Source organism: Sorangiineae bacterium MSr11367 (assembly GCA_037157805.1).
In the GTDB taxonomy this organism is placed as follows: Bacteria; Myxococcota_A; Polyangia; order Polyangiales; family Polyangiaceae; genus Pendulispora; species Pendulispora rubella.
On sequence record CP089983.1, the window covers coordinates 914,767 to 936,902 of the forward strand.

A 22,136-nucleotide genomic window follows, 5' to 3' on the forward strand; every position below is an offset into this window, starting at 1 on the left:
CTTAAAGTCGCACGTTCGTGCGACTTGTGCAAACGCGGTCGATTTCCTGCTCCAGGAGGCCCTTGCACAGCTCGAGGACCTCGGGCCGCGGGTCGACGAGCTGGCGCAGGGCGAGGCCGTGTGCGAGGGCGACCAGGCGCTCCGCTTCGGAGTCCGCCTCGACCTGCGAGGCGAGCTCGCCGCGGCTTCCGGCCGATCCAAGGACGGCGGCAAAGAAGCCAACGAGGGCCTGGTGCGTGCGCATTTGCCACTCGGCCATCTCGAGATCGCCCGATGCCGCCGCGGTGATGGCGCACCAGAATCGCCACCAGACGCGCACCTGATCGCGCTGGAGCAGGTAACGCTGGAACAATCGGCGGAGGGCGGACGCGGCATCGCCTTCGTGGTCGCTCCAATCCGGCGGCGGCTGGTACGCGTACGACAGCGCGAACCGAATGAGCCCGCGCTTGTTTTCGAAGTGGTAATTCAGCGTCCCGGTGCTCAGTCCCGTGGCGGCAGCCACGGCGCGCATCGACGTGCCATCGATTCCATGGTCGGCCACCAAGCCGAAAACGGCGATGGCGACCTGCCTCAAAAGCGTCGGATCGGCGCGGGGACGTGCCATGGAGGAGAGTCCTAGTGGAACACGTGGCGTTCGCGAAGTAGCATCCGCCGCACCATGTCGGAACGTATCGTCACGATGATTTCGAAAGAGGAGATCGCCAAGCGCGTCCAAGAGTTGGGTGCGGAGATCTCCGACCATTACAGAAGCAACCCTCCGGTTCTGGTGTGCGTCCTCAAGGGGAGCTTCGTGTTCGCGGCGGATCTCGCGCGCGCCATCGACACCTCGGTGCGCATCGACTTCCTCGGGATGCGCTCCTACGGCGAGGGCACGGAGTCGAGCGGTGTCGTGCAAATCACGCAGGACCTGTCGCGCCCCATCGCGGGCGAGGACGTGCTCATCGTCGAGGACATCGTCGACACGGGCCTGACCATCGCGCACCTCATCGATCTGTTTCGCACGCGCGCCCCGCGCAGCGTGAAGGTGTGTGCCCTCCTGCACAAGCCGGCGCGCGCCAAGGTGCAGGTGAAGGTCGACTACCTGGGCTTCACCATCGAAGACCGCTTCGTCGTCGGCTACGGGCTGGACTTCGCCGAGAAGTACCGCAACCTCCCGTACATCGGCGTCGTGGAGAGGAGCTGAACGCCATGGCCGAGTTGGACGAGAAGAGCGCGAAGCGCCTAAAATTCCTCGAAAAGATCACCGCCGACGGCTCGACGGACCCGCTCGCGTGGTACGGCCTCGCGCTGGAATACAGCAAGGCCGAGCGCTACGACGAAGCGCTGCAGACGTTCACCACGCTGCGCACCTTCAACGCCGACTACGTTCCCATGTACTTGATGTGCGGCCAGATGCTGGGCAAGTGCGAACGCTGGTCCGAGGCGCGCGATTGGCTCGACGCCGGCGTCGTCGTGGCCACGCGAAAGGGCGAGGCCCACGCCCTCGGCGAGCTGCGCACCGCCCTCCAGGGTGTGCTCTTCGAGCTCGGCGAGGAATAGCCTCTACTCTTTCTTCTCTTGCACGGCAGCGCGCAGCCCCTCGATGCGGGTGCGGATGCGCGCTTCCTCGCCGCGATCGGCCGGCTCGTAAATGGCCTCGCCGACGAGGGCATCGGGCAGGTACGTCTCGCCAGGTACGACCCCGCCCTCGAAGTCGTGCGCGTACTTGTAGCCCTGGCCGTAGCCCTCGTTCTTCATCAGCGACGTGACCGCGTTTCGCAGCTTCTTCGGAACGGGAAGCGCGCCATGTTGCTCGATGAGGGCGCGGGCGCGCTGCCAGGCCTTGCCCGCGGCATTGGACTTCACCGTCGCGGCCAGGTACGTCGCGGCTTGCGCCATGGCGTAAAGGCCCTCGGGCATGCCGATGCGTCGAAACGCGCAGTCGGCCGCTTCCACCACCATGAGTGCGCGCGGATCGGCGTTGCCCACGTCCTCGCTGGCGAAGATGAGCATGCGGCGCAGCACGAACAGCGGATCGTCGCCCGCATCGAGCATGCGCATCATCCAGTAGACCGCGGCGTCGGGATCCGAGCCGCGCATCGACTTGATGAACGCGCTCACCACGTTGTAGTGCTCCTCGCCGGCCTTGTCGTACAGCAGCGGATCGTGGCTCTGGCCCGCGATGACCGCGTCGGCGGTGAGCTCCTGCTCGCCGGCCGTATCCAGATAGTCCACCGTGGTTTCCAAGGTGGTGAGCGCCCGCCGTGCATCCCCGCGCGCGAGCCGCGCGATGGCCGTCAGCGCATCGGGCGTGGCGCGCACCTTCCGCGCACCGAGGCCGCGCGCTTCATCGGCGAGCGCGCGCTCGAGAAGCGACGTGAGCTCCTTCTCGTCGAGCGTCTCCAGCCGAAACACTTTGCACCGCGAAAGAAGCGCCGCGTTCACGGCAAACGACGGATTTTCCGTGGTGGCGCCGATCAGCGTGATGGTGCCCGCCTCCACGTGCGGCAAGAACGCGTCCTGCTGCGCCTTGTTGAAGCGGTGAATCTCGTCGACGAACACGATGGTGCGCTTGCCGTGGTAATCGAGCCGCTCGCGCGCCTCGCCCACGATCTGCCGCAGGTCGGCGAGGCTGCCCAGCACCGCGCTGAAGAGCACGAACTCCGCCTTCGTCCCCTCCGCCACGATGCGACCGAGCGTCGTTTTACCTACACCAGGCGGGCCCCACAGAATCATCGATGGCAGCCGATCGCCGGCGATGGCGCGGGTCAGCAGCTTGTTCGGCCCGAACAAGTGGGCCTGCCCGACCAACTCCTCGAGCCGGTGCGGCCGCATCCTCTCCGCGAGCGGCACGTGCCCCTTTGCCGACGGATCTCTTCGCGCCGCGGCCCCGAAAAGCGTCTCGCCACCCGAATGAGAGCCGCGTGCTCGCGATGCCATGTGCGTGGTAATAGTGCACGTCCGCATGTTCGTCATGGTCAAGAGGCCAGGGGAAGCCGCCTTCTTTTCGCTTGCCTTCGCTTTTTTGCTCGCGGCCTGCGGGGATTCGAAGCCCGCCGACACGCCCCTCGATCGCCGCGCGTTCGAACTCGAGCTTTCCGAGCTCGAGGTCCACGCCAGCGGGGTCGACCGCTTCGCCCACTGCCCATCGAGCGGTAGCCTCGGGCAGGCCTGGATCCCGGCGCATGTCTCCGAAGCCCCGCACGACTCGGCGGTGACCGAGCGCGCCATCGAGCTGACGCTGAAGCCGTTTCGGAGCTGCTACACCAAGGGCACGTTGCACCGCTCCAATGGCGACGGCCGCGCGGCCATCGCGGCGAGGGTTGGCCCGGGCGGGAAAATCGTGGCGGTGGAGAACTACGCCACCTGCGGGCTGCCCATCGACGTGGTCGATTGCATGGTGACCGAGGTCTCGCACCTCTCCATCGAGGCCCCGGCCGACGGAAGCACGCGCACCGTGGTCATTCCCGCGGTGTTTGCCCCGCGAAATGGCTACGCGGGCTCCGGAGGCGGAGCCTCGGCCACCGAGGCCTACGCCGCCGAGGCCTATGTGGTCATGGAGCAAGCGCGCCCCGGCCTTCACCAGTGCGAAGCGCGCTCCCGCACCGGCGCGACCTTGGCGCAGGCGCAAGGACTTTTCACCCTGCAGCTGGACCCGCAGGGTCGCATCCTGCAGCAGCAAGTCGAACCGTGGTCGGGGCCGGAGGAGCTCAAGGCCTGCACCTCGGCCGTCCTATCCAAACTGGGCTTTTCCAGCCCGCCCGAGGGGGGCGCACGCATCCACGTGCGCATTGCATTCAATCCTCGGAGAGCGTCACCCTAAGAGGGGGCATGTCGTCGTCACCGCGGATTGTCGTCATTCCGTTCGGGGTTCCGCCATCGGGGGAGGGGCTCGGGCTTGGCCTTGCGGCGCTGGTGCACGGCTTCGTGCAGCTCCGTGGCGAGAGTGTCGCCCTTGCGCAGCTGATGTCGCAGGAGCCCGAGGAGAGCAAAGGCCCCAAGCCGGTGGAGACCTTTCTTCCACCGCAAGCCTGGCGTGATCTCTCCGCGCGCGGGGAAACGCCGCCCGACGTGCACATGGTGATGACCGGCTCCTTCGATCCGCCCGCCGACGGCCTTCCCGGCTCGATCCAGTTGCTCGCCTTCGATCCGCGCGATGGCGTTACCCGTGCGCGCGTCGAGGCGCATCTGGACGATCGCGGCGCGGGCCGCACGCTGTGCGAGGCCTTCGAGGACTTGTGCCGTCCGCTCCAGGGGGAGCTCGGCGTCTTTCGCGACATCGGCGATCTCGAATGGGAAGCGCTGGAGAGCGTCTTGCGCGGCGAGCGATGCCTCGTCCACGATCCGCGCCGCGGCCGGCCGTACGATCGCCGCGCGGCGTTGGTGCATCTCGAGCGCGCCGTGGAAGACGCCCCGGCGTCGCGCTTTGCCGCGGGGCGCTTGGCGGCAACCGCCATCGACGCCGTGATGAACGGGCGCGACCACCGCCTTGCCGATGCGGCCATGCGCACCCTGCACCGCGCCATGGTGGGTGCGCCCGAGCAAGTCGATCTCCTCGAGGCCTCCGCCGCGCTGCGTACGCGCGTGGGCGATCTGCGCTCCGCAGAAAGCGATGCCCTCGCCGCCATCGCCCTCGAGCCGAAACGCGCGCGCCTCTATGGCTTGCTCTCCGAGGCGCGCCGCAGCCAGTCGGATCTCGACGGCGCCATGGCGGCCGTCGATCGCGGCCTCGAGGTCGCGTCGGAGGATCCCGTGCTCCTCACCGAGCGGGCCATCCTGGTCAAATTGAAGGGCGACGTCGTGACGGCGCGCCTCGCCTTGGAACGGGCGCTGCTCTTCACGCCACCGTTTCCCGGGGCCTTCGTGCAGCTCGCGAACATCTCCGTGGAGCAGCAGGACGTGCTCCTCGCCGAGGCCCTCGTCGATCGCGCGCTCGCGTGGGATCATCCGCACCCGGAGATCCTGCGCCAGGCCATTCTGCTCTCCTTTGGAGCAGAGCCGGAAGGCATCGCACGGGCGACCCGCATCGTGAAACTTGGTCGAACCCTGCTCGATGGACTACCGAATGATGCATGGGCCCACTTGATGCTCGGTCGCGCCCTGAAGCAGCAGGGCGAGCGCGAAGAGGCGCTCGCGATCTTGCGCCTCGCCGAACGCTACGCTCCGGGAACGAACATCGCGGCCGAGGCGGTGCGCGAGCGGCTGCCGCTCGAAGATGCCGAAACGTCCCTCGAGCTCGAGAGCGTCATGCACGGCGCGATGCACGCGCCCTTGCCGGATCTTCCGCTCATCGCCGCGCGCGCGCAGCGGCTTGCCGAGCGGCACACGCTCTGGATTGCGCACTATGCCGTGGGCATCGCGCGACGCCGCATGGCCGCCTGGGGCCTCGCCCGGCGCGCCTTCGAGGCGGCGCTCGCCCTCGCGCAGGGCTCGCCGGACTTGCTCTTGGAGCTCTCCGAAGCGTGCATGGCCCTGGGCGAGGGCGACGAAGCTTTGCGCCTCGCCGAACAGGCGCGCGGCGTGGCAGGCGATGGCCCGCGGACGCTGGGAGCGCTTGCAAAAGCGGAGTGCTCGCGTGGAAACTACCGCGAGGCCGAAATATGGGTCCTTCGCGCGCTGATTCACGATCCCAAGGACGAGGCCAATGTTCGCCTCGAGGCCGAGATCCGCGCCAAGGGCGAAGCCGCCTCCCGTGTTCCCTCGAGCTCGCCGGTCGGCACGTCCGCGCGCCTCAAGGATGTCGTGACGAAGTGGGTTCGGCGCCGTCCCACGTAATCATCGGCCTCGTTTCTGGCAGGCTTGGCAGTCGATGACGGAACGGCGTTCCCGCCTTCTCGTCGTCATGGCCGTGTTGATCGGTGGCATCGCAGGCGGTGCCGCGTGCATCCTCGCACTCTGGTTGTGGGATCTACTGCCCCTCCGCAAACCGGTCGCCGTCCAAGTCCGTCCGCCCGACGCATCGCGGGTCGATGTCACGCCGCCTGCGCCGCAGCCTGCGCAACCGGTGGAAATCGTCCCGGAAAAGCGCGCGTTCAACGTCGTCCTCCTGACCATCGACACCTTGCGCTTCGACCTCGGCTTCATGGGCTACCCGCGGCCCATCACGCCGAACATCGACGCCCTCGCCGCGCGATCCACGGTGTACGAGCGCGCGTACGCCACGGCGTCGTACACGCCCAAGAGCCTCGGTCCGCTCCTCATCGGCCGCTACGCGAGCGAGACCTTTCGCGATCCCGAGCACTACACGACCTTCTTTCCCAAGAACGTCTTCCTCGCCGAGCGCCTGCACGATGCGGACGTGCGCACCTTCGCGGGCATGTGCCACCACTATTTCAAGTGGGACACCGGCTACCGCCAAGGCTTCGACGTCTGGGACACCGCCGCGATGCCGAAGGGCATGACGGACAACGACACGAGCATCACCGGCGAGCGGCTCACCGCGCGGGCTTTGGCGTTGCTCGGCGATCCCGCCAACGTCGGGCGGCGCTTTTTTGCCTGGTTTCACTACTTCGACCCGCACGCGCCTTACGTCGCACACGCGGGTGCGCCCAGCTTTGGCAAGAAGGGCCCGCCCACGAAGCGCACGCTCTACGACCAGGAAATCTGGTTCACCGATCAGCAGATCGGCCGCGTGCTCGACTTCATCGCCAAGCAGCCATGGGGCGCCGAAACGGCCATCGTGCTGACCGCCGACCACGGCGAGGCGTTTGGCGAGCACGGGCACTTGATGCACGGTCGCGAGCTGTGGGAGGCCATCGTCCGCGTTCCGCTGATCATCTACGTCCCTGGCGGCAAACCGCGCCGCATCGCCGTGAAGCGCTCGCAGATCGACCTCGTTCCGACGGTGCTCGAACTGGCGGGTGCGCCGCCGCCGACCGACGGCCTACTGCGCGGAAAAAGCCTGCTCGCCGACATGGCGGAGGGTGACACCGCCATCGAGGAGCGCGATGTCTACCTGGACATGCCCGAGGGGCCGTTCAACGAAATGCGCCGTGCCATCATCACGGGGCCTTCCCCCGGCATGAAGTTGATCGATTTGGGCGACCATCGGTATGAACTGTACGATCTCAGGGTCGATCCCGATGAAAAGAAGGACCTGGTGCTGAACAAGGAGCGCTTTCGAGCCTCGCTGACGAGCTTGCAACGGTTGCGCGCGCAGCTTCAGGAAATTCGGGCCACGCGGTGATATAGAGAGCTCGCGATGTTTTCTACCACCGACGATCTTCGTATCGATCGCCTTAGGCCGCTCATTCCGCCTGCCATTCTTCTCGAAGAATTCCCCATGTCGAACGCGGCGCTCACCTGCGTGAACGATGCGCGTCAGAACGTGGCGCGCATCGTCGCCGGGCAGGACGATCGCCTTCTCGTCGTGGTGGGGCCCTGCTCCATCCACGATGTGGACGCGGCACGTGAGTATGCCGGGCGCCTTCGCGAGCTGGCGCCCACTTTGGCGAACGACCTGCAACTTGTCATGCGCGTCTACTTCGAGAAGCCGCGCACCACCGTGGGTTGGAAGGGCCTCATCAACGACCCGAATCTCGATGGAAGCTTTTCGATCAACGTGGGCCTGCGCCTCGCGCGCAAGCTGCTCTGCGATCTGGCGGAGATGGGCGTTCCCTCGGGGTGCGAGTTCCTCGATACGATCACGCCGCAGTTCATCGCCGATCTGGTGAGCTGGGGAGCCATCGGAGCGCGCACCACGGAGAGCCAGGTGCACCGCGAGCTGGCCAGCGGTCTTTCGATGCCCGTCGGCTTCAAGAACGGCACCGACGGTGACGTGCAGATCGCCATCGACGCCGTGGGCGCGGCCGCGAGCCCGCACCAGTTTCTTTCGGTCACCAAGCAGGGGCTCGCCGCCATCGTCGTGACGCGCGGCAACGAGAGCTGCCACGTGATCTTGCGCGGTGGCGCCAAGGCCCCGAACTACGACGAAGCCTCGGTGGCCGCCGCCTCGGCCCGTCTCGCGAAGGCGAAGCTCGCGCCCTACCTGATGATCGACTGCTCGCACGGCAACAGCAGCAAAGATCCGACGCGCCAACCGTTGGTGGCGGCCGACATCGGCGGGCAGCTCGCCCGCGGCAACAACGCCATCGTGGGCGTCATGCTCGAGAGCCACCTCGTGGCCGGCCGGCAAGACGTGCCGAAAAACGGTGGGCAGCTCACCTACGGGCAGAGCATCACCGACGCGTGCCTCGGCTGGGATCACACGGTGGAAGTCCTCCACCAACTCGCCGCCGACGTCCGCAAACGCCGCGAAGCGCGCTAGCCTGCTTAGCTCCGGGCGCCGAAGATCGCGGTTCCGACCCGCACGATCGTGGCGCCTGCGGCAATCGCGGTCTCGAAGTCGCCGGACATGCCCATGGAGAGCTCGGGCAGCACGCTCGGGCCTCCATGCAGGTTGCGGAGGGAGGCCAGGGTCTCGAAGACCTGGCGGGCGACGTCGAGATCACCTTCGGGCGGCATGGTCATCAGGCCGCGGACCGAAAGGGTGGGGAACGCACGCACTCCAGCGAGGACCTCGGCGAGCTCGCTCGCCACGATGCCGTGCTTCTGCGGTTCGCCGCTCACGTTGACCTCGATGAGCACGTCGAGGGTGCGGCCCGCGGCCTCGGCGCGTCGCGCGAGCTCTTTGGCGAGCGAGGCGCTATCGACCGTATGAACCACGCGGGCGCGGGGCGCGACCACGCGCGCCTTGTTCGACTGCAGGTGCCCGATGAAGTGCCATTCGATGTCGCTCAAATCGTCGAGGGCGTCGGCCTTGGTGCCGAGCTCCTGCGCGTAATTCTCGCCGAAAAGCCGCTGTCCCGCGGCATACGCCTCCCGGATGGCTTCCGGCGGCATTTTCTTCGAAACGGCGATGAGGCGGACGGATTTCGGATCTCGCCCCACGGCGCGCGCCGCCTGTTCGACGCGCTCCTGGATGTGTGCGAGCCGCTCCGCGATTCCGCTCAAAGGAGCCGCAATTAGATGACGGTGTGCCGCTTCTGTCCCTCGATCCACTCCTGAACAACGTCGTTGCTCAGACGGTCGTAGTGGACCTTGCCGGCCGCAATTTCACGCAGCGCGGTGACGGCGGGCTTGTTCTTCGAGTGAACGAGGGCGGTGGCGCCCTTCATGAGCTGGCGGGTTCGCTGAGCGGCAAGCACCACGAGGGCGAAACGGTTTTCCTCACGCTCGAGGCAATCTTCGACGGTAACGCGGGCCATGCTGGTCTTACTCCTAGGGCTGCCGATACGGGAACAGGGGCCCGGAAACCTAGTCCGCCTGCGCCATTCCGGCAAGTCCCTCGTTTTTACTGCCCTAAACAGCGCTCACGGTGTGTTTTCGTGCTCCTCGAACAAGGGTAGGGCTGATAAAAGACGCTATCCTTGTTTCACCGCCCTGGAGGAGTGGCCGAGCGGTTTAAGGCACCGGTTTTGAAAACCGGCGATGGCGCAAGTCATCCGTGGGTTCGAATCCCTCCTCCTCCGCCCCCCACCGCTTGCTCTTGTCTTTGAAAAGTCGAGTTTCTCCCGGTGGAGTGATCCGTTGATGCAGCCGAAGCAAGACCTCGTTCTCCAAATCAAGGACATCCTTTTGGCGGACGGTGATCGTGCAACCAAGGGCAGCCAGGTCTGCAAAGTCATCCGCACCCGACTCGACCAGAAGTGGGTCGGCATCTACGACGTGCACAAGAGCGAGTACGCCGTGGTCGCATGGAGCGGCCCGGCCGCGCCCGCTTTCTTCCGCTTCGCAGGCGGCAAAGGTCTCACGGCCGAGGCCGTTGCGCTTCGCAAGACCGTGGTCGCCGGCGACGTGAAGAGCGATCCCCGCTACGTGAGCACCCACGGCAACACGCAGTCCGAGATCATCGTCCCCATCATCAGCACCGCCCGCGACACCGTCGTCGGTACCATCGACGTCCAGAGCGAACGCCTCCACGCCTTCTCGAAAGCCCACCGCGAGCTCTTGGAAGAGTGCGCGGCCGCCCTGCTGCCCCTCTGGCAGTAACGGCGCGCACCCGAGTTCCGGCTGGAGAGGATTCACAGGAAGGGGGGAAGGCGGGAAGGAAAACAACGCGAATCCCACCGCGTGCCTAGGCTTTTTTTGGTTTTCAGTTGGCTTCGTGAGCCAACTGAAAACCCAAACCAGCCTCGGTGCGCGGTGGGATTTGTGCCGTATCCCTTCCCGCCTTCCCCCCTTCATGTTCAATCCTCCGGCCGTTCCTACGGCTCGAAGTTGGCGACGAGGGCTTTCGCTTCGACGATGTTGTCTTCGATGGAGCAGTAGGTCCAGCCGCCGTAGCGGCCCGCGGAGTAGACGCCGTGGGCTTGCAGGATGCGGGAGAGGCGTTGGTGTTCGGCGATCGACTTGCGTGTAATGTGCACGTATGCGGGGTCCATCACCACGGAGTGGTGGGCGACCAGGCGGTGGCCTTGCGTGACGCCTTCGGCTTCCAGATCGGCGAGGACGCGGGCGAGGGAGGTTTCGACGTCGACGGGGGCGTCTTTGGCGAAGCCTAGTTCGACGTAGAGGCTCATGCGATCGGTGTCGAAAATGTTGTCGTAGTAGCCAATGCGGTAAAACGACCGCGCGCGGTCCGGGTAGTACATCCAGTGCACGTCGCGGGCGCCTTTGCGGTCGAATCCCAAGTTGAAGACGAGCACCTTGTTCCAGGAGAAGGCGCTCTCGTCGTAGGCCAGGCCCGCGAGCTTCACCAGCTTGTGGAACGGCGCCGAGGACACGAGTCGCTCGAATTGGATCTCGCGCTTCGTGGTGCGGGCCACGCGGTGGCGCAGATCCAAGCTGACCAGCGCTTCGCCCAGCGCGATGTTGTGCGGGTGCACCTCGCTGGCGATGGCATTCACGTATTCGATGGCACCGCCCTCGGGGTAGGTGAACGTCGCGTTGTAACTTGCATTGTCGGCCACGCGCATGTTGCGCACGATGTCCGTGAGGTTGGCATGGGGAAAGAACCGCCCCATCGCGTCCTTGTCGAGCGTCGACAAATCGCAGGCGTACAGCTTTTCATTGTACGGAATGAGGAACTTCTCCGCGATACCGCGCCCGAATCGCGCATAGAGCATCTCTTTGAAGTTGGCCGCCTCACCCTGCGATGCCGCGAAGTACAAATCGTACAGACACTCGATGAACTCCGCCTGCGGGAGCTGGTGAATGTTCTTCTGAAATGGGAAATCGATCTTGCGATCGCCGAAGGCGATGTACGTCTTCTTTTCCACGACGCGGATATCCTGCTTGGGCATGCGCTGGCGCAGCCATGCTTCGATCTCCGGGTGCTTGAAGTGGAAAAAATGGCCCGAATAATCCCAGACGAAGCCCTCCTTCTTGATGGTCTTGCAGTAGCCACCAATCTGGGTGTCGGCCTCGAGAACGAGGTAGTCGGGATCGCGAAGAAAAGCGGCAGCGGTAAGGCCGGTGATGCCGGCGCCAACGATAAGATGACGGCACGTTTCCATGGATGTTCGGATGCATGCTGCCACGAAATGCCCACGACGGCGTCATCGGAGCGTCATCTGCTTGCAGGTCCGTCCCCTTCGCCGCATCTTTCCTTGGCCAGCCCATGGGACATGACCACGCGCACCACGATCACGCCCACGCCCACTTCGAGTCGGGGGGCGAAGGTTTCGACGATCGGCGCGCGTATCTCATCGGAATCGTGCTCAATCTGGGCTTCGTGGTGGTGGAGGTGGCGTTTGGCCTCTTTGCCCGGTCCATGTCGCTCATCGCCGATGCAGGGCACAATTTGGGGGACGTGCTCGGCCTCCTGGTGGCCGGCGGTGCCAGCTTGCTCGCCCGGCGAAAACCGTCGCTCCGGCGGACCTATGGGTTTCGGCGCGCCACCATCCTCGCGGCACTGGCCAATGGGCTGCTCCTCGTCGTTGCGACGGGCGCCATCGTGTGGGAATCGATCGGGCGCCTTCGCACGCCCGGCACCATCGACGGTGGGCTCGTGGCCATCGTGGCCGCGGTAGGCGTGCTCGTCAATGGTGCGTCCGCGCTCTTCTTGATGAAGGGCAAAAAGCGGGACGTGAACGTGCAGGCGGCGTTCATCCACCTGGTGGCCGATGCGGCGGTTTCCGCCGGCGTCGTCATCACGGGCATTCTCATTCGGTTCACCGGCCAGAGCGTGCTCGATCCGGTGGTCAGCATCGTGCTGTCGCTCGTCATTCTCGCATCGACGTGGCAGCTTCTGCGCCGCTCGCTCGACCTGGCGCTCGATGCCGTGCCGGAGCAGATCGATCCCGGCCAGGTGCGCGGCTACCTCGGCGGGCTCCCCGGCGTGCGCGGCGTGCACGATCTGCACATCTGGGCCATGAGCTCCACGGAGACCGCACTCACGGCGCACCTGGTGACCGTCGACGGGGCATCATCCCCGGGCTTCCTGCGCGACGTATGCAGCGAGCTCCACACGCGCTTCCACATCGGGCACGCCACCTTGCAGGTCGAAGCGCACGACGCCAAGGTCCCCTGCGACGTGCCCTGCCGCCTCGTCTCGGACGAAGCGGAATAGGCGGAGAAGAAATTCACGGGGAGGCGGGGAGCTTTTTTGTGTTTCCATTTTTCCTCGCTGGGCCAATGGGAAACCAAAAATAGCCTCGGTGCGCGTCGCCCCGCGAGTTTCCCTCCCCGCCTCCTCCCTGGTGCGCCAAGTAAGCTTGAATTGAGGAGGTGATATCGAAAATCTAAACCTCATGCTGGAGCCCGGTGACGGGCAAACGTCACCCCGCCAAGAACGCCGAGCCAGCGGAAAGTGAGTCTTGCGTGGCGACAGAGGGCAACCCTGGCTGCGAAAGCCCGCCGACGCCGACGCCGACACGACGGGCATCATCACGGTCGCCACCGAATCGGCCGCACCGCTCGAAGTGCTTTTTCCCGCCGAGGGCGATGCACCCGGTGGCGACTTCGACGGCGTGCTGCGACCGCCCGACTCACGGCGCACGTTTGCGGCGACGTTTGACGGCGAGGCGTACGGTGTGCGCATGTACGAGCTAGGCCGCACAATCTCCGAGACCGTCGCAACCCCCGACGAAGAAATGCGTAAGCACGGATGGTCCAGTTCTACGGCTGTCGCCAAGAGCCTTCCCGACGCCCGCCTCTACACGCGCGGCAACATGGAAATGGTTGCATCCTTTCGAAGCAATCCCGACCGACTTACCAGCGTCACGATCGCGCCACTTTCGACGCCCTGATTTTCTCGCAACTTTTCCGAGTTCCAGTCGATCCGAATAACGCTATCTGCGAGTTGTCCTCAACGTGAATCCGCGTTTACCTTCACGGGATTGGCGGATCCACGTGCGCTGCGTCCGGCAACGCACCCCATGAGAGGAAGTCATGCTTCGAGACTCACGGCCCCGACGATGGTTGACCTTCCCGTTCTTCTGCGTCACCGCCCTCGCGGTTCTCGCCGCCTCGTGCGGCGGAAATGGCTCCAAGGGCGACGCGCCCAAGGATGCCGGCGCGGGCTCGGCCTCTGCACATCCACTCGCGACCGCGGCGAGCTGGAGAAGCACGGAGCGCCTTGCGCAATTGACCGGAAACTACGACCCTGAGGGGAAGCCTCACTTTGGGAATACGGTCCCTTGGGGCGTCGAGGGCGTGGATCTGGGGGCCAATACGGAATACGACGGGCGAACGATCATCTTCTTCGGTGACGAGGCTCGAGCCCCCTATGCCGATCCCGTCGCGGTCATCGACGACGTTGCCTTCCCTCGCAACGGACATGTTGCAATGGAGTGGCAGACTTCGAACCAGCTCGATGCGTTTTTCATCGGAAACGATGGTGCCCTCTATGTCGCGTGGATCGTCGATGGGCATTTCTGGGAGGGCCCACACCGAATCAGCCCGTTGAGCACCGCACCTCCGGGGGCTCCTGTCGCCGCCGCGAAGCAAACGGCCGAAAAGCTCGACGTCTTCTACGTTGGAGACGAAGGCCAGCTGCTCGTCTCTTCGGTGAGCGGCGACGGCGTCTGGCAGGCGCCCTTCCAAATCAGCGGCCAGGGCACGGCACCGCCCGGAGCCGGAGTCGCGGCCGCCCCGCAATCCGCCAACCAGCTCGACGCGTTTTTCGTCGGCAACGATGAGAAGCTTCACGTTCATTGGGTAGTGGGCCAAGGCACGGACTGGGCGGGACCGACCATCGTGGGGGATCTTGCGAAGACGACCGCTCCGCCGGGGGCCTCCGTTGCCGCGATTCAACAGAACACTGATTTGTTGGCCGTGACCGTCATTGGCAAGGATCGGAAACCCACTGTCCATTGGGTCCACGGCGGCGGGACATGGCAAGGCCCCAGCCCCATGACCGAAAATGCGGATTTCGCGCCACCGGGTGGAAGTGTCGCCGCCATCCGGCGCGGCCTCCATCGCGCCAGCATGGTTTTCGTCGGAGACAACGAGAAGCTCACCGAGCTACGGTCCGACGACGGTGCACCTTGGCAGGGCCCCTTTGAATTTGACTCCACCGAGATTGCACCGCCGGGCGGTAACATTGCTTTGGTCAAGCAAGAGACCGACGTGACGAGCGCACTCTTCGTCGGCTATGGCGGGAAGCCCTATGTCCACTGGGTTTCTGGTGAAGGAAATACCTGGTCGGGGCCGATAGCGATGACCAGCGCGGGTAGCGTCGCTTCCGCGGGCGCGCCCATCGCCGCCGCCAAGCAAACCGAGAGCGTGACGATTGGCCTTTACGGCGGCCTCAATGACGAGATGCTCGTATCCTGGCTTCCTCGAGGACAGCCCTGGCAAGGTCCCGGACGCATCAATCCGGAGATGCTCAATCTGAGACCCGTTCTTGGGGCGAATGGCAAGTTTCATCCCTATACGATCCGCGAAGGCGGTCAGACCAGGCCGTTGGAAGGCGACGGCACGCCAACGGGCGCCTTCAGTTACGACGGCAAAGCGTTCGTGTTCAGCGGCGCGAACGAGAAGACGTGTCCAGAGGAAACGTGCCCGGTATTGTGGACGCCGTGGCTTACCGCATCCTCTCGTCCCATGGAGCCCGCGCCCTTCGATCTGCTGTTCCGTCTCCCTCCACTGGGGCCGCAGGGCGCTCCGGGCGGCAAGTTCTTGCAGATCGCGCCCTCGGTCGTGCGAGGTATTGCCACGCGACTTCCCGGTTTCCACTCCCCCACCGCGGACGGAGCATTCCTGCTGGGACAGGCGACCATTCTCAAGGAGGACAAGTGGCAGGGTGGTGTGCACCTCGCGTGGCTGCCACTTACTCCGGGGCGAAATCCGGAGTTGTCGGACATCCGATACTACACCGGTTCGGGAACCGAGAATTGGTCGCCCAACCAGTCCGATGCAGTGCCGTTGTTTACGACCGTGTTTCCGTGGGCCTCCCTCTCCTTCGGAGAGATTCCGGGCACGAATCTATGGATTGTCATCTACCACGCCGCCGGCGACAGACAGAACGTGGATGCGCCGATCAAAGCACGCATTGCCAGCACGCCTTGGGATCTCGCGAGCGCCCAGGATATCGAAATCCTCGATCCCGTACGGGACGCGAGCTACCGCTACATGTACCGTTGCACGGGCGCTCCTTTGCCAACGTGCGATCCGAACAACCTCTACCCGCGCAAGGTCGAGAATCAAAGGGCGGCGTTTTTGTATGGACCGCATCTTCTCAACCGCTACACGCGCTACGATCCCCAGACGAAGGTCGTGACGTTGCACTATCTCGTCTCGACGGCCTGGCCGTATCAGGTCCAGTTGATGGAATCGACCCTGCAATTGAACTAGAGGAAACTAGAGAAGATGCTGAACGGGCGCGTTGAGATCCATCGTCCGTCCGTTCCGCTCTATGCGGAGCTTTCGGCTCTGGCCGGGCTTCCCGCGGAGGGCATCGAAGACCGCTCCGCGCCTCGCACCGGTGCGGTCAACCCGTCGATCGTGAGCAAGCGATCGCCTGGGAGCGCGGGCGATGCGATCTCGGAGCGACGCGGCTTCGCCAGTGCGACGATCTGGAACTCGCCTGTGTTCGGGACCTTGAGGACGAGCCCGGGCGAGTCGAGATCGCCGTCGTGCGCCGCCGCATGCTGCTCGAGATACGTTACCCCGCGGACGTAGTCGATACCGACGCGGAAGTCGCGAAGTACGTTTCCGGCGATCGACCCGACAAGGAACGATGGAAGAGACCCCGAGCTCACAAACTGTCTCAACGAAACTCGAACGGATAGCAAAACGGGCGAAAGAAGCACCCGAGATGGTTGCTCACGCTCGCGCATCACATCGAGGTCGATTGGCGGCAAGAAGCATACCGACGCACTCGTAATGGGGGCGGCGGGTGTCGATGGAACGACAGCCGACGAGTACGCAAATGAACTGGAAAAGAACCTTCGCTCTGAATGAGCGAGCGAAGGCGGGGACATACCGGGCCCCACCGGTCCGTTGGATCGATATCCCGAAACAACGCAAACGCGCTCTGGCGATTCAGCCGCGCGCTCTATGCAGCGTGGCGATCGTGGCTAAATCGACGATCGCAACGAGCTCGCATGACCTGGGAACGAATGAGAGTCCTCCTTAATCACCACCCGCTCCCAGCGCTCGACTCGACGAAACTGCGCTCACTTCGAGCCTAGCGAACCTGCTGCACCAATAGTCCCGCACGTCCGGATCCGTGGGAGACGCAGAGGGTGACCTCTGGGTCGACCCGACTGATCTTTCTTCTCTACTGCGCGCCCTCGAGGACGCGGCGCACGCCCACCCCGGCGAGGGAGGCACTGGAGGAGAGGTCGATCACCTTGATCCGCGCGTCGTGGAAGCTTTGGTACGCGTCCACCAATTCGAGCACCGACAGCCGCGCCTCGCGGTAGCCGGCCTCCGCCTCGGAGCGCATGCTCACGCTGATCTGGCGTGTCTCGGTGCGGTACTTCTCCAAGGTCTCGCGGCGCCGTACCAGCTCGGCGTGTGCGGCGGTGAGGCGCTCGCGGGCGGCGACCACGATGGCGTCGGCCATGGCCTCGTTGGCCTCGGCGCGCGCGCGGGCGGCCGGCACGAGGCCTTGCCCGCGGTCGACCAACGGGATCGGCAGCACGATGCCCACGCCCAGATCCGTCTGGTTCGGCGCTTGGCCGAAGCCCGCGCCCAGCCGCACCCCGACTCCGGGAAACACCGAGCGCTCGGCGCTCACGATGTCGAGCCGTGCAGACTCCGCACGGTGCTGCGCGGCCCGCAAATCGGTGCGGTGCGACAGAAGATCGCGCTGCAGATCGGGCAGATTCGGCAAGGGCGGCGTGGCATCGAAGTCGTACACGGGATCCCCGCGCAAGCTCGCAACCGCCGGCCCCACCGCGGTCGCCAGATCGCCTCGGGCGCGCGCAATCTGGGCCTCGGCCTCGCCCAGATCCGCCCGCGCCGATGCCAGCGCGATGGCGATGCGCGATGCATCGTACTGCGGGGCCATGCCCGCGCCGACCCGCGCCCGCACGATGCGATCCGCCCGCTCCAAGTCGCGCACCGTCTCTTCGGCGACCCCACGACGCGAGATCTGCGCGGCCAGCCCGACGTATGCTTCCTCCGCGTCGAAGGCGAGCCTCCGCTCCACCCCGGCGCCGTCGGCCTCGGTCGCACGCGCCTCCGCCTCGGCCGCGCGCCGCCGCGCTTTGGGGGCGCCTGCCACCTCGACGAATTGCGTGATCCCCGCCGTGCCGTAGCCAAATCGGTCGTAGCTCGTGGTCCCCACGGAACGTGTGTAGCTTGCATCCAATTGCGGATTGGTCCACAGCCCCACGGCGGTGGCCTGCGACTCGGCGGCCCGCACATTGGCCCGCGCGGCCGTGAGAAGCGGGTGCCCGCGCTTCAACGCCGCCAAGGTCTGCTCCAGCGTAAAGCCGTGGGGCGCATCGGTTTCGGGCACGCTGATGACCGGCGCCGCACTTTGCGCCTGCGCGCTCGGCACGCCCAGGAGCAACGCCGCCGCACCGGCGACGAGCGCCGCGGGCCATCGGCGGCCCTTGGTGAGCGCGTAGGCCAGCGGCACGAGCAGCATCACCATGGGGATGCCAATGATGAGCCCCGCCAGGATGGCGATGGCGAAGGGTCGCTGCGTCTCACTGCCCATGGCGTGCGAGAGCGCGCTCGGCGTGAGCCCCAACACCGCGAGCGACGTAGTCAGAAGCACGGGGCGGAAGGCCGTCTTGGCGCCTTCCACGATGGGGTTCTTCTCGCCTTGCAGCTCGGCCTCCTCGATGCGCGTGAGCAGCAGCACCACCGCGAGCACCATTTGTCCAAGCAGCGCCACGCACCCCACGGCACCGCTCACCGAGAAATTCTCCCCCATCAAGCGCAAGCCGGCGACGGCGCCCGTGATGCCGAAGGGCAGCGCGCCCATGATGAGCAGGGCGGGCCGCACCCGGCGGAAGTGGGCGTACAAAATGCCGAATACGGCAAACAGTGCGAGGGGCACGGTGAGCCCGAGACGCTTCATGGCGCGCTCCTTGTTCTTGAATTCGCCACTCCACGACAAATACGTCTCATCGGGAACTTGGATGTCTCGGATCGCACGTTTTGCCTCTTCGACCGTACTTCCCAGATCCCGGCCGCGAACATTAAATTTGATTGCGACGAAGCGCGAAAAGTCCTCGCGCCAGATGGCGGTGTGACCGCTTCCGTAGCGGATGGCCGCCACCTCCGAGAGCGCGCTCGAGCGCTCCGGCGGACCGACCAAAAGGCGCCCCAGCGCGTCCGGGCTGCCGCGCACCACGTCGGGAAGACGCAGCGCCACGTCGTAGCGGCGTTCGCCTTCCCACACTTGCGTGGCAGGCTGCCCGCCGAGCGCGACCGCCAGCGTATCTTGTACGTCGCCAATGGAAAGACCGCGCCGCGCCACCGCATTGCGATCCAGTTCGATTTGAAGCTGCGGAATGTCTCCGGCTTGGTACACAGACAAATCTGCCACACCCTTCACGCTGGCCAGACGTGCCACGAGGTCGTGGGCGAGCGCGGTGGTCTTGTCCAGGTTTTCGCCATGCACCTTGATGACGACCTGGCCAATGATGCCCGATATCGTTTCGAACACGCGATCGGTAATCGGTTGCGAAAAATTGTGATGCGCGCCGGGAATATCGGCCAGACTCCGGCGCAATAGCTCTTCCAGCTTCGCGCGGGTCATGCCTTTTGGCCATTTGGATTCGGGCCATAGCTTGACGAAGAATTCGACATTGAACGACCCTTCGGCCTGCGTCGCCTTTTCCGGGCGGCCAATGTGCGAGAGCACGTCGGCCACCTCGGGGAACGCGAGCATGCGCTCGCGCATGTCGGCGGTGGGGTGTTTGACCTCGTCGAGGCTGATGGTCGAAGGGAACGTGGTGGTGATGTAGAAACCGCCCTCGTTCAACTCGGGGAGGAATTCGTTGCCAATGCCCTTGGCGTAGAGCCCAATGGCCACGAGCGCGGCGAAGCCACCGGCCAGAACGAGTCCCTTTTGGCGGCCTGCCAGGTCGAGGGCCCGAAGAAACGCCGCGCGAAGGGCCAGCAGCCAACGCGCTTCGGCGGGCGGTGCGCGGTTGGGCAAGAGCACCGTCTCCAGCGCCGGCACCACGAAGGTTCCGCACGCGAGCGCCCCGATCAAGGCGAAAGCATACGTGTAGGCCATGGGCGCGAAGATGCGGCCCTCGGTGCGTTCCAAGGCGAAAATGGGACCCAGGGCCACGATGATGATGAGCATCGAGAAGCCCACCGGCCCGGCCACCGAATCGGCGGCCCGCTCGATGAGCATCTTTTTCTCCTCGCGGCCGAGCGCGTGGGGGTGCGTGCTCATCGTGTGCAGGCTCGCCTCGAGGACGATGACCGCCCCGTCGACGAGGATGCCGAAATCGATGGCCCCCAGCGAAATCAGGTTCGCCGGGAGCCCCATGAGCCGGAGTCCGATGAACGCCGCGAAGAGCGAAAGCGGGATCACCAGCGCGACGATCAGGGTGCCGCGTGCGGTGCGCAGAAAGAGGTACAGCACGAACACGACGAGGAGCGCGCCCTCGCTCATGTTGCGTCCCACCGTGGCCAACGTGGCATCGAGCAGCGAGGTTCGGTCGTAGAACGTGTCGATGGTCACGTCCTTGGGCAGGACGTCGTGCTGCAGTTCCTCGATGCGGGCGCGCAGCGCCTTGAGCACGAGCCCCGGGTTTTCTCCCCGGCGCAGCATGACGATGCCCTCCACCACTTCGTCCTCGTGCCCGCGTCCGACGGCGCCTCGGCGCGGGGTCGAGCCCTCGACGATGTCGGCCACATCGCCGATGCGGATGGGCACACCATCGATCTCGCGCACCTCCGCCAGGCCGATGTCCACCGGCGAAAGCACCGCGCCGAGGCCGCGCACGATGAACTCCTGCGAGCCGAGCCCCACGTAGCCGCCGCCGGCGTTGGCGTTGGTGCGCGCGAGCGCGTCGTACACCTCCTTGAGCGACACGCCGGCCGCGGCCAGCCGGCCCGGATCGATGCGCGCTTGGTACTGCCGCTCGAAGCCGCCGAAGGTCCACACCTCGGCCACGCCCTGCACCGCGCGCAAGCGCCGCTCGACCACGAAGTCGTTGATCGCGCGCAGGTCTTTCAAGCTGTGCGGGCCGCGCAGCGTATACCGGTAGATCTGCCCCACCGGGGTGGACTGCGGGCCCATGTCCGCGGTGGCCGATTCGGGCAGGTTTGCCTCGCGGAGGCGCTCTGCCACCAAGGTGCGCAGCTCGAAATCGGTGCGCGCGTCATCGAAGGTCAGCGTGACCAGCGCGAGCCCGAACACGGAGACCGAGCGCAGGCCGATGAGGCTCGGCGTGCCCGAGAGCACGCGCTCCAACTCCAAGGTGACGCGCTTCTCCACTTCCTCGGCCGATTGCCCGGGGTAGACGCCGACCACGTCCACCTGAGGATCGGTCACATCGGGAAAAGCCTGGATCGGCAAGGATTGGAACGCGAAAATGCCCGCGATGGCGAACAGTGCCGCCGCCAGCAAGACGAACCACGCCCGTTGAACCCCAAGTCGCGCGAGCCATGCGAACATCGTCAGAGGACTCGATCGAGCTCGCCATCGAAGAGCACCGCATTGGCGGTGACCACGCGCTCGCCGGCCTGCACGCCCCGGACGATCTGCACGTTGTCGCCCACCGCCGCCCCCAGATCGACGGTGCGCCTCGAAAGCCTTTCTTCGCCCGTGGCCACGAAGACCACACGCGCATCGCGCCGCAGAAGCACAGCGCTGCGCGGCACCACGAGCACGCCTGCGCCGCGCACGGTGACGTCCACTTTGGCCGTCATGTCCGCCGACAAGCGCGCATCGCTGGTGCTCGGTGCGCAGGACGCTTCGACGGTGTGCGTGCGCATGTCCAGCGCATGCACCAAGTTCACCACCGAGCCTTCGATTTTGCCGCTGCCCAACGCGGGGACGCAGACCGAACACGGGCTACCCTCGCGAAGAAGCGGCGCGTCGCGTTCGGGAAAGGCCGCGCGCACCACCACGGCGGTGGGATTGCCGATGAGGAAAATCGGTTTGTCCGAGTTGGGATCCACCCGCTCGCCCGGAGCAATCTGGCGGGCGAGCACGCGCCCGGGCGCGGTCGCGCGAAGGACGAACTCCTCGCCACCTTCACCCGGGGTGCTGGCCGCGGCCAGCGCCTCGCGAATGCCTTGCAGCTCCGCGGTCCCCGCCGAAAGGCGCCCTTTCGATTCGATGAGCTCCCGGCCCGAGGCCGCACCCTCCGGAACGAGCTTCTCGATGCGCTCGACCGTGTCGCGTTCCGTGTCGACCATCGCCTGCAACTTGCGCGCGTCGGCCCGCATTTTCGCGAGATCGCTGCTGCGCAACGTGGCGAGTGGCTGCCCGATGCGCACGTCGTCCCCGACGGCCACGTGCACGCGCAGCACGAACCCGGAAAACGGTACGCGCACCGCGTACGAGCCGTTGGGCGCGAAGGCCACACGCCCAAAGCCTTGCACGATGGCCTCCACGTCGCTCTTCGTCGCCGTGGCGAAGGCCAGCTTCTCGTACAAATCGTGCCGAACGCGGAGTTCGTCTTTCGTGACGATCTCATAAGGGGGAGGTGGAAGGGCGCTGGACGAGGGCGCATGCTCCGCGCCTTGTGCCTTGCATCCCCCAACCGACATCAACCATCCGAAGAGAAAGAAAAACCGGAGCGTGCCGGTCTTTTTTGGACGTGCCACGATGGTATAAAATG

At 65.5% G+C, this 22,136-nt stretch carries 18 protein-coding genes and 1 tRNA gene; 11 read left to right on the plus strand and 8 right to left on the minus strand.

Annotation, left to right across the window (positions count from 1 at the left end; genetic code table 11):
- Position 1: 1 nt before the first annotated feature.
- Positions 2-604 carry a TetR/AcrR family transcriptional regulator gene (locus tag LVJ94_04000; protein WXB06409.1) on the minus strand — a complete coding sequence of 201 codons (603 nt, stop codon included), beginning with the start codon at positions 602-604 and terminating at the stop codon, positions 2-4.
- A 54-nt stretch (positions 605-658) separates the two neighbouring features.
- Between LVJ94_04000 and hpt the strand changes: the two genes are divergently transcribed.
- Both hpt and LVJ94_04010 read left to right on the plus strand, forming a co-directional pair.
- Positions 659-1,183: a hypoxanthine phosphoribosyltransferase gene (gene hpt, locus LVJ94_04005; protein WXB06410.1), complete on the plus strand. Its 525-nt coding sequence runs from the start codon at positions 659-661 to the stop codon at positions 1,181-1,183.
- A gap of 5 nt (positions 1,184-1,188) precedes the next feature.
- Entirely contained in the window at positions 1,189-1,539 is a 351-nt protein-coding gene (locus tag LVJ94_04010; GenBank protein ID WXB06411.1) for a tetratricopeptide repeat protein, read from the plus strand.
- A 3-nt stretch (positions 1,540-1,542) separates the two neighbouring features.
- On the opposite strand, the gene LVJ94_04015 is transcribed toward LVJ94_04010, so the two are convergent.
- The gene (locus LVJ94_04015) at positions 1,543-2,919 is read right to left on the minus strand and encodes a replication-associated recombination protein A (protein ID WXB06412.1); all 1,377 of its coding nucleotides are present in this window, start codon (positions 2,917-2,919) and stop codon (positions 1,543-1,545) included.
- Positions 2,920-2,944: 25 nt separating this feature from the next.
- Between LVJ94_04015 and LVJ94_04020 the strand changes: the two genes are divergently transcribed.
- From LVJ94_04020 to LVJ94_04035, 4 genes are read left to right on the plus strand one after another with little or no spacing between them, the layout of a single operon-like run.
- The gene (locus LVJ94_04020; protein WXB06413.1) at positions 2,945-3,802 is read left to right on the plus strand and encodes a hypothetical protein; all 858 of its coding nucleotides are present in this window, start codon (positions 2,945-2,947) and stop codon (positions 3,800-3,802) included.
- A gap of 8 nt (positions 3,803-3,810) precedes the next feature.
- Positions 3,811-5,754 carry a hypothetical protein gene (locus LVJ94_04025; GenBank protein WXB06414.1) on the plus strand — a complete coding sequence of 648 codons (1,944 nt, stop codon included), beginning with the start codon at positions 3,811-3,813 and terminating at the stop codon, positions 5,752-5,754.
- 34 nt (positions 5,755-5,788) lie between these two features.
- Positions 5,789-7,165: a sulfatase gene (locus LVJ94_04030; protein ID WXB06415.1), complete on the plus strand. Its 1,377-nt coding sequence runs from the start codon at positions 5,789-5,791 to the stop codon at positions 7,163-7,165.
- Between the two features lie 15 nt (positions 7,166-7,180).
- Positions 7,181-8,245: a 3-deoxy-7-phosphoheptulonate synthase gene (locus LVJ94_04035; protein WXB06416.1), complete on the plus strand. Its 1,065-nt coding sequence runs from the start codon at positions 7,181-7,183 to the stop codon at positions 8,243-8,245.
- Between the two features lie 5 nt (positions 8,246-8,250).
- On the opposite strand, the gene LVJ94_04040 is transcribed toward LVJ94_04035, so the two are convergent.
- Positions 8,251-8,931, minus strand: coding sequence for a YggS family pyridoxal phosphate-dependent enzyme (locus LVJ94_04040; GenBank protein ID WXB06417.1), 681 nt, complete (start codon positions 8,929-8,931; stop codon positions 8,251-8,253).
- Positions 8,932-8,942: 11 nt separating this feature from the next.
- The gene (gene rpoZ / locus LVJ94_04045) at positions 8,943-9,185 is read right to left on the minus strand and encodes a DNA-directed RNA polymerase subunit omega (GenBank protein ID WXB06418.1); all 243 of its coding nucleotides are present in this window, start codon (positions 9,183-9,185) and stop codon (positions 8,943-8,945) included.
- A 177-nt stretch (positions 9,186-9,362) separates the two neighbouring features.
- Here rpoZ and LVJ94_04050 point away from each other — a divergent pair.
- A tRNA-Ser gene (locus LVJ94_04050) sits at positions 9,363-9,449 on the plus strand.
- 61 nt (positions 9,450-9,510) lie between these two features.
- Entirely contained in the window at positions 9,511-9,969 is a 459-nt protein-coding gene (locus tag LVJ94_04055) for a GAF domain-containing protein (protein ID WXB06419.1), read from the plus strand.
- A gap of 215 nt (positions 9,970-10,184) precedes the next feature.
- Here LVJ94_04055 and LVJ94_04060 read toward each other — a convergent pair whose 3' ends face one another.
- Positions 10,185-11,435 carry an NAD(P)-binding protein gene (locus LVJ94_04060; GenBank protein ID WXB06420.1) on the minus strand — a complete coding sequence of 417 codons (1,251 nt, stop codon included), beginning with the start codon at positions 11,433-11,435 and terminating at the stop codon, positions 10,185-10,187.
- Between the two features lie 104 nt (positions 11,436-11,539).
- On the opposite strand from LVJ94_04060, the gene LVJ94_04065 reads away from it, so the two are divergent.
- The 3 genes from LVJ94_04065 (at position 11,540) to LVJ94_04075 (ending at position 15,717) form a co-directional block, all read left to right on the plus strand.
- Positions 11,540-12,490 (plus strand): cation diffusion facilitator family transporter, encoded by a 951-nt coding sequence (locus LVJ94_04065; GenBank protein WXB06421.1) that lies wholly within the window; start codon positions 11,540-11,542, stop codon positions 12,488-12,490.
- 247 nt (positions 12,491-12,737) lie between these two features.
- Positions 12,738-13,169, plus strand: a complete 432-nt coding sequence (locus tag LVJ94_04070) for a hypothetical protein (GenBank protein WXB06422.1) — start codon at positions 12,738-12,740, stop codon at positions 13,167-13,169.
- 142 nt (positions 13,170-13,311) lie between these two features.
- Complete coding sequence (locus LVJ94_04075) at positions 13,312-15,717, plus strand: hypothetical protein (GenBank protein ID WXB06423.1); 2,406 nt, start codon at positions 13,312-13,314, stop codon at positions 15,715-15,717.
- A 59-nt stretch (positions 15,718-15,776) separates the two neighbouring features.
- Here the strand turns inward: LVJ94_04075 and LVJ94_04080 are convergent, their stop codons facing one another.
- The 3 genes from LVJ94_04080 to LVJ94_04090 form a co-directional block, all read right to left on the minus strand.
- Positions 15,777-16,124: a hypothetical protein gene (locus LVJ94_04080; protein ID WXB06424.1), complete on the minus strand. Its 348-nt coding sequence runs from the start codon at positions 16,122-16,124 to the stop codon at positions 15,777-15,779.
- Between the two features lie 521 nt (positions 16,125-16,645).
- The gene (locus LVJ94_04085; protein WXB06425.1) at positions 16,646-20,965 is read right to left on the minus strand and encodes a CusA/CzcA family heavy metal efflux RND transporter; all 4,320 of its coding nucleotides are present in this window, start codon (positions 20,963-20,965) and stop codon (positions 16,646-16,648) included.
- Positions 20,966-20,967: 2 nt separating this feature from the next.
- The gene (locus tag LVJ94_04090) at positions 20,968-22,122 is read right to left on the minus strand and encodes an efflux RND transporter periplasmic adaptor subunit (protein ID WXB06426.1); all 1,155 of its coding nucleotides are present in this window, start codon (positions 22,120-22,122) and stop codon (positions 20,968-20,970) included.
- Positions 22,123-22,136 lie beyond the last annotated feature (14 nt).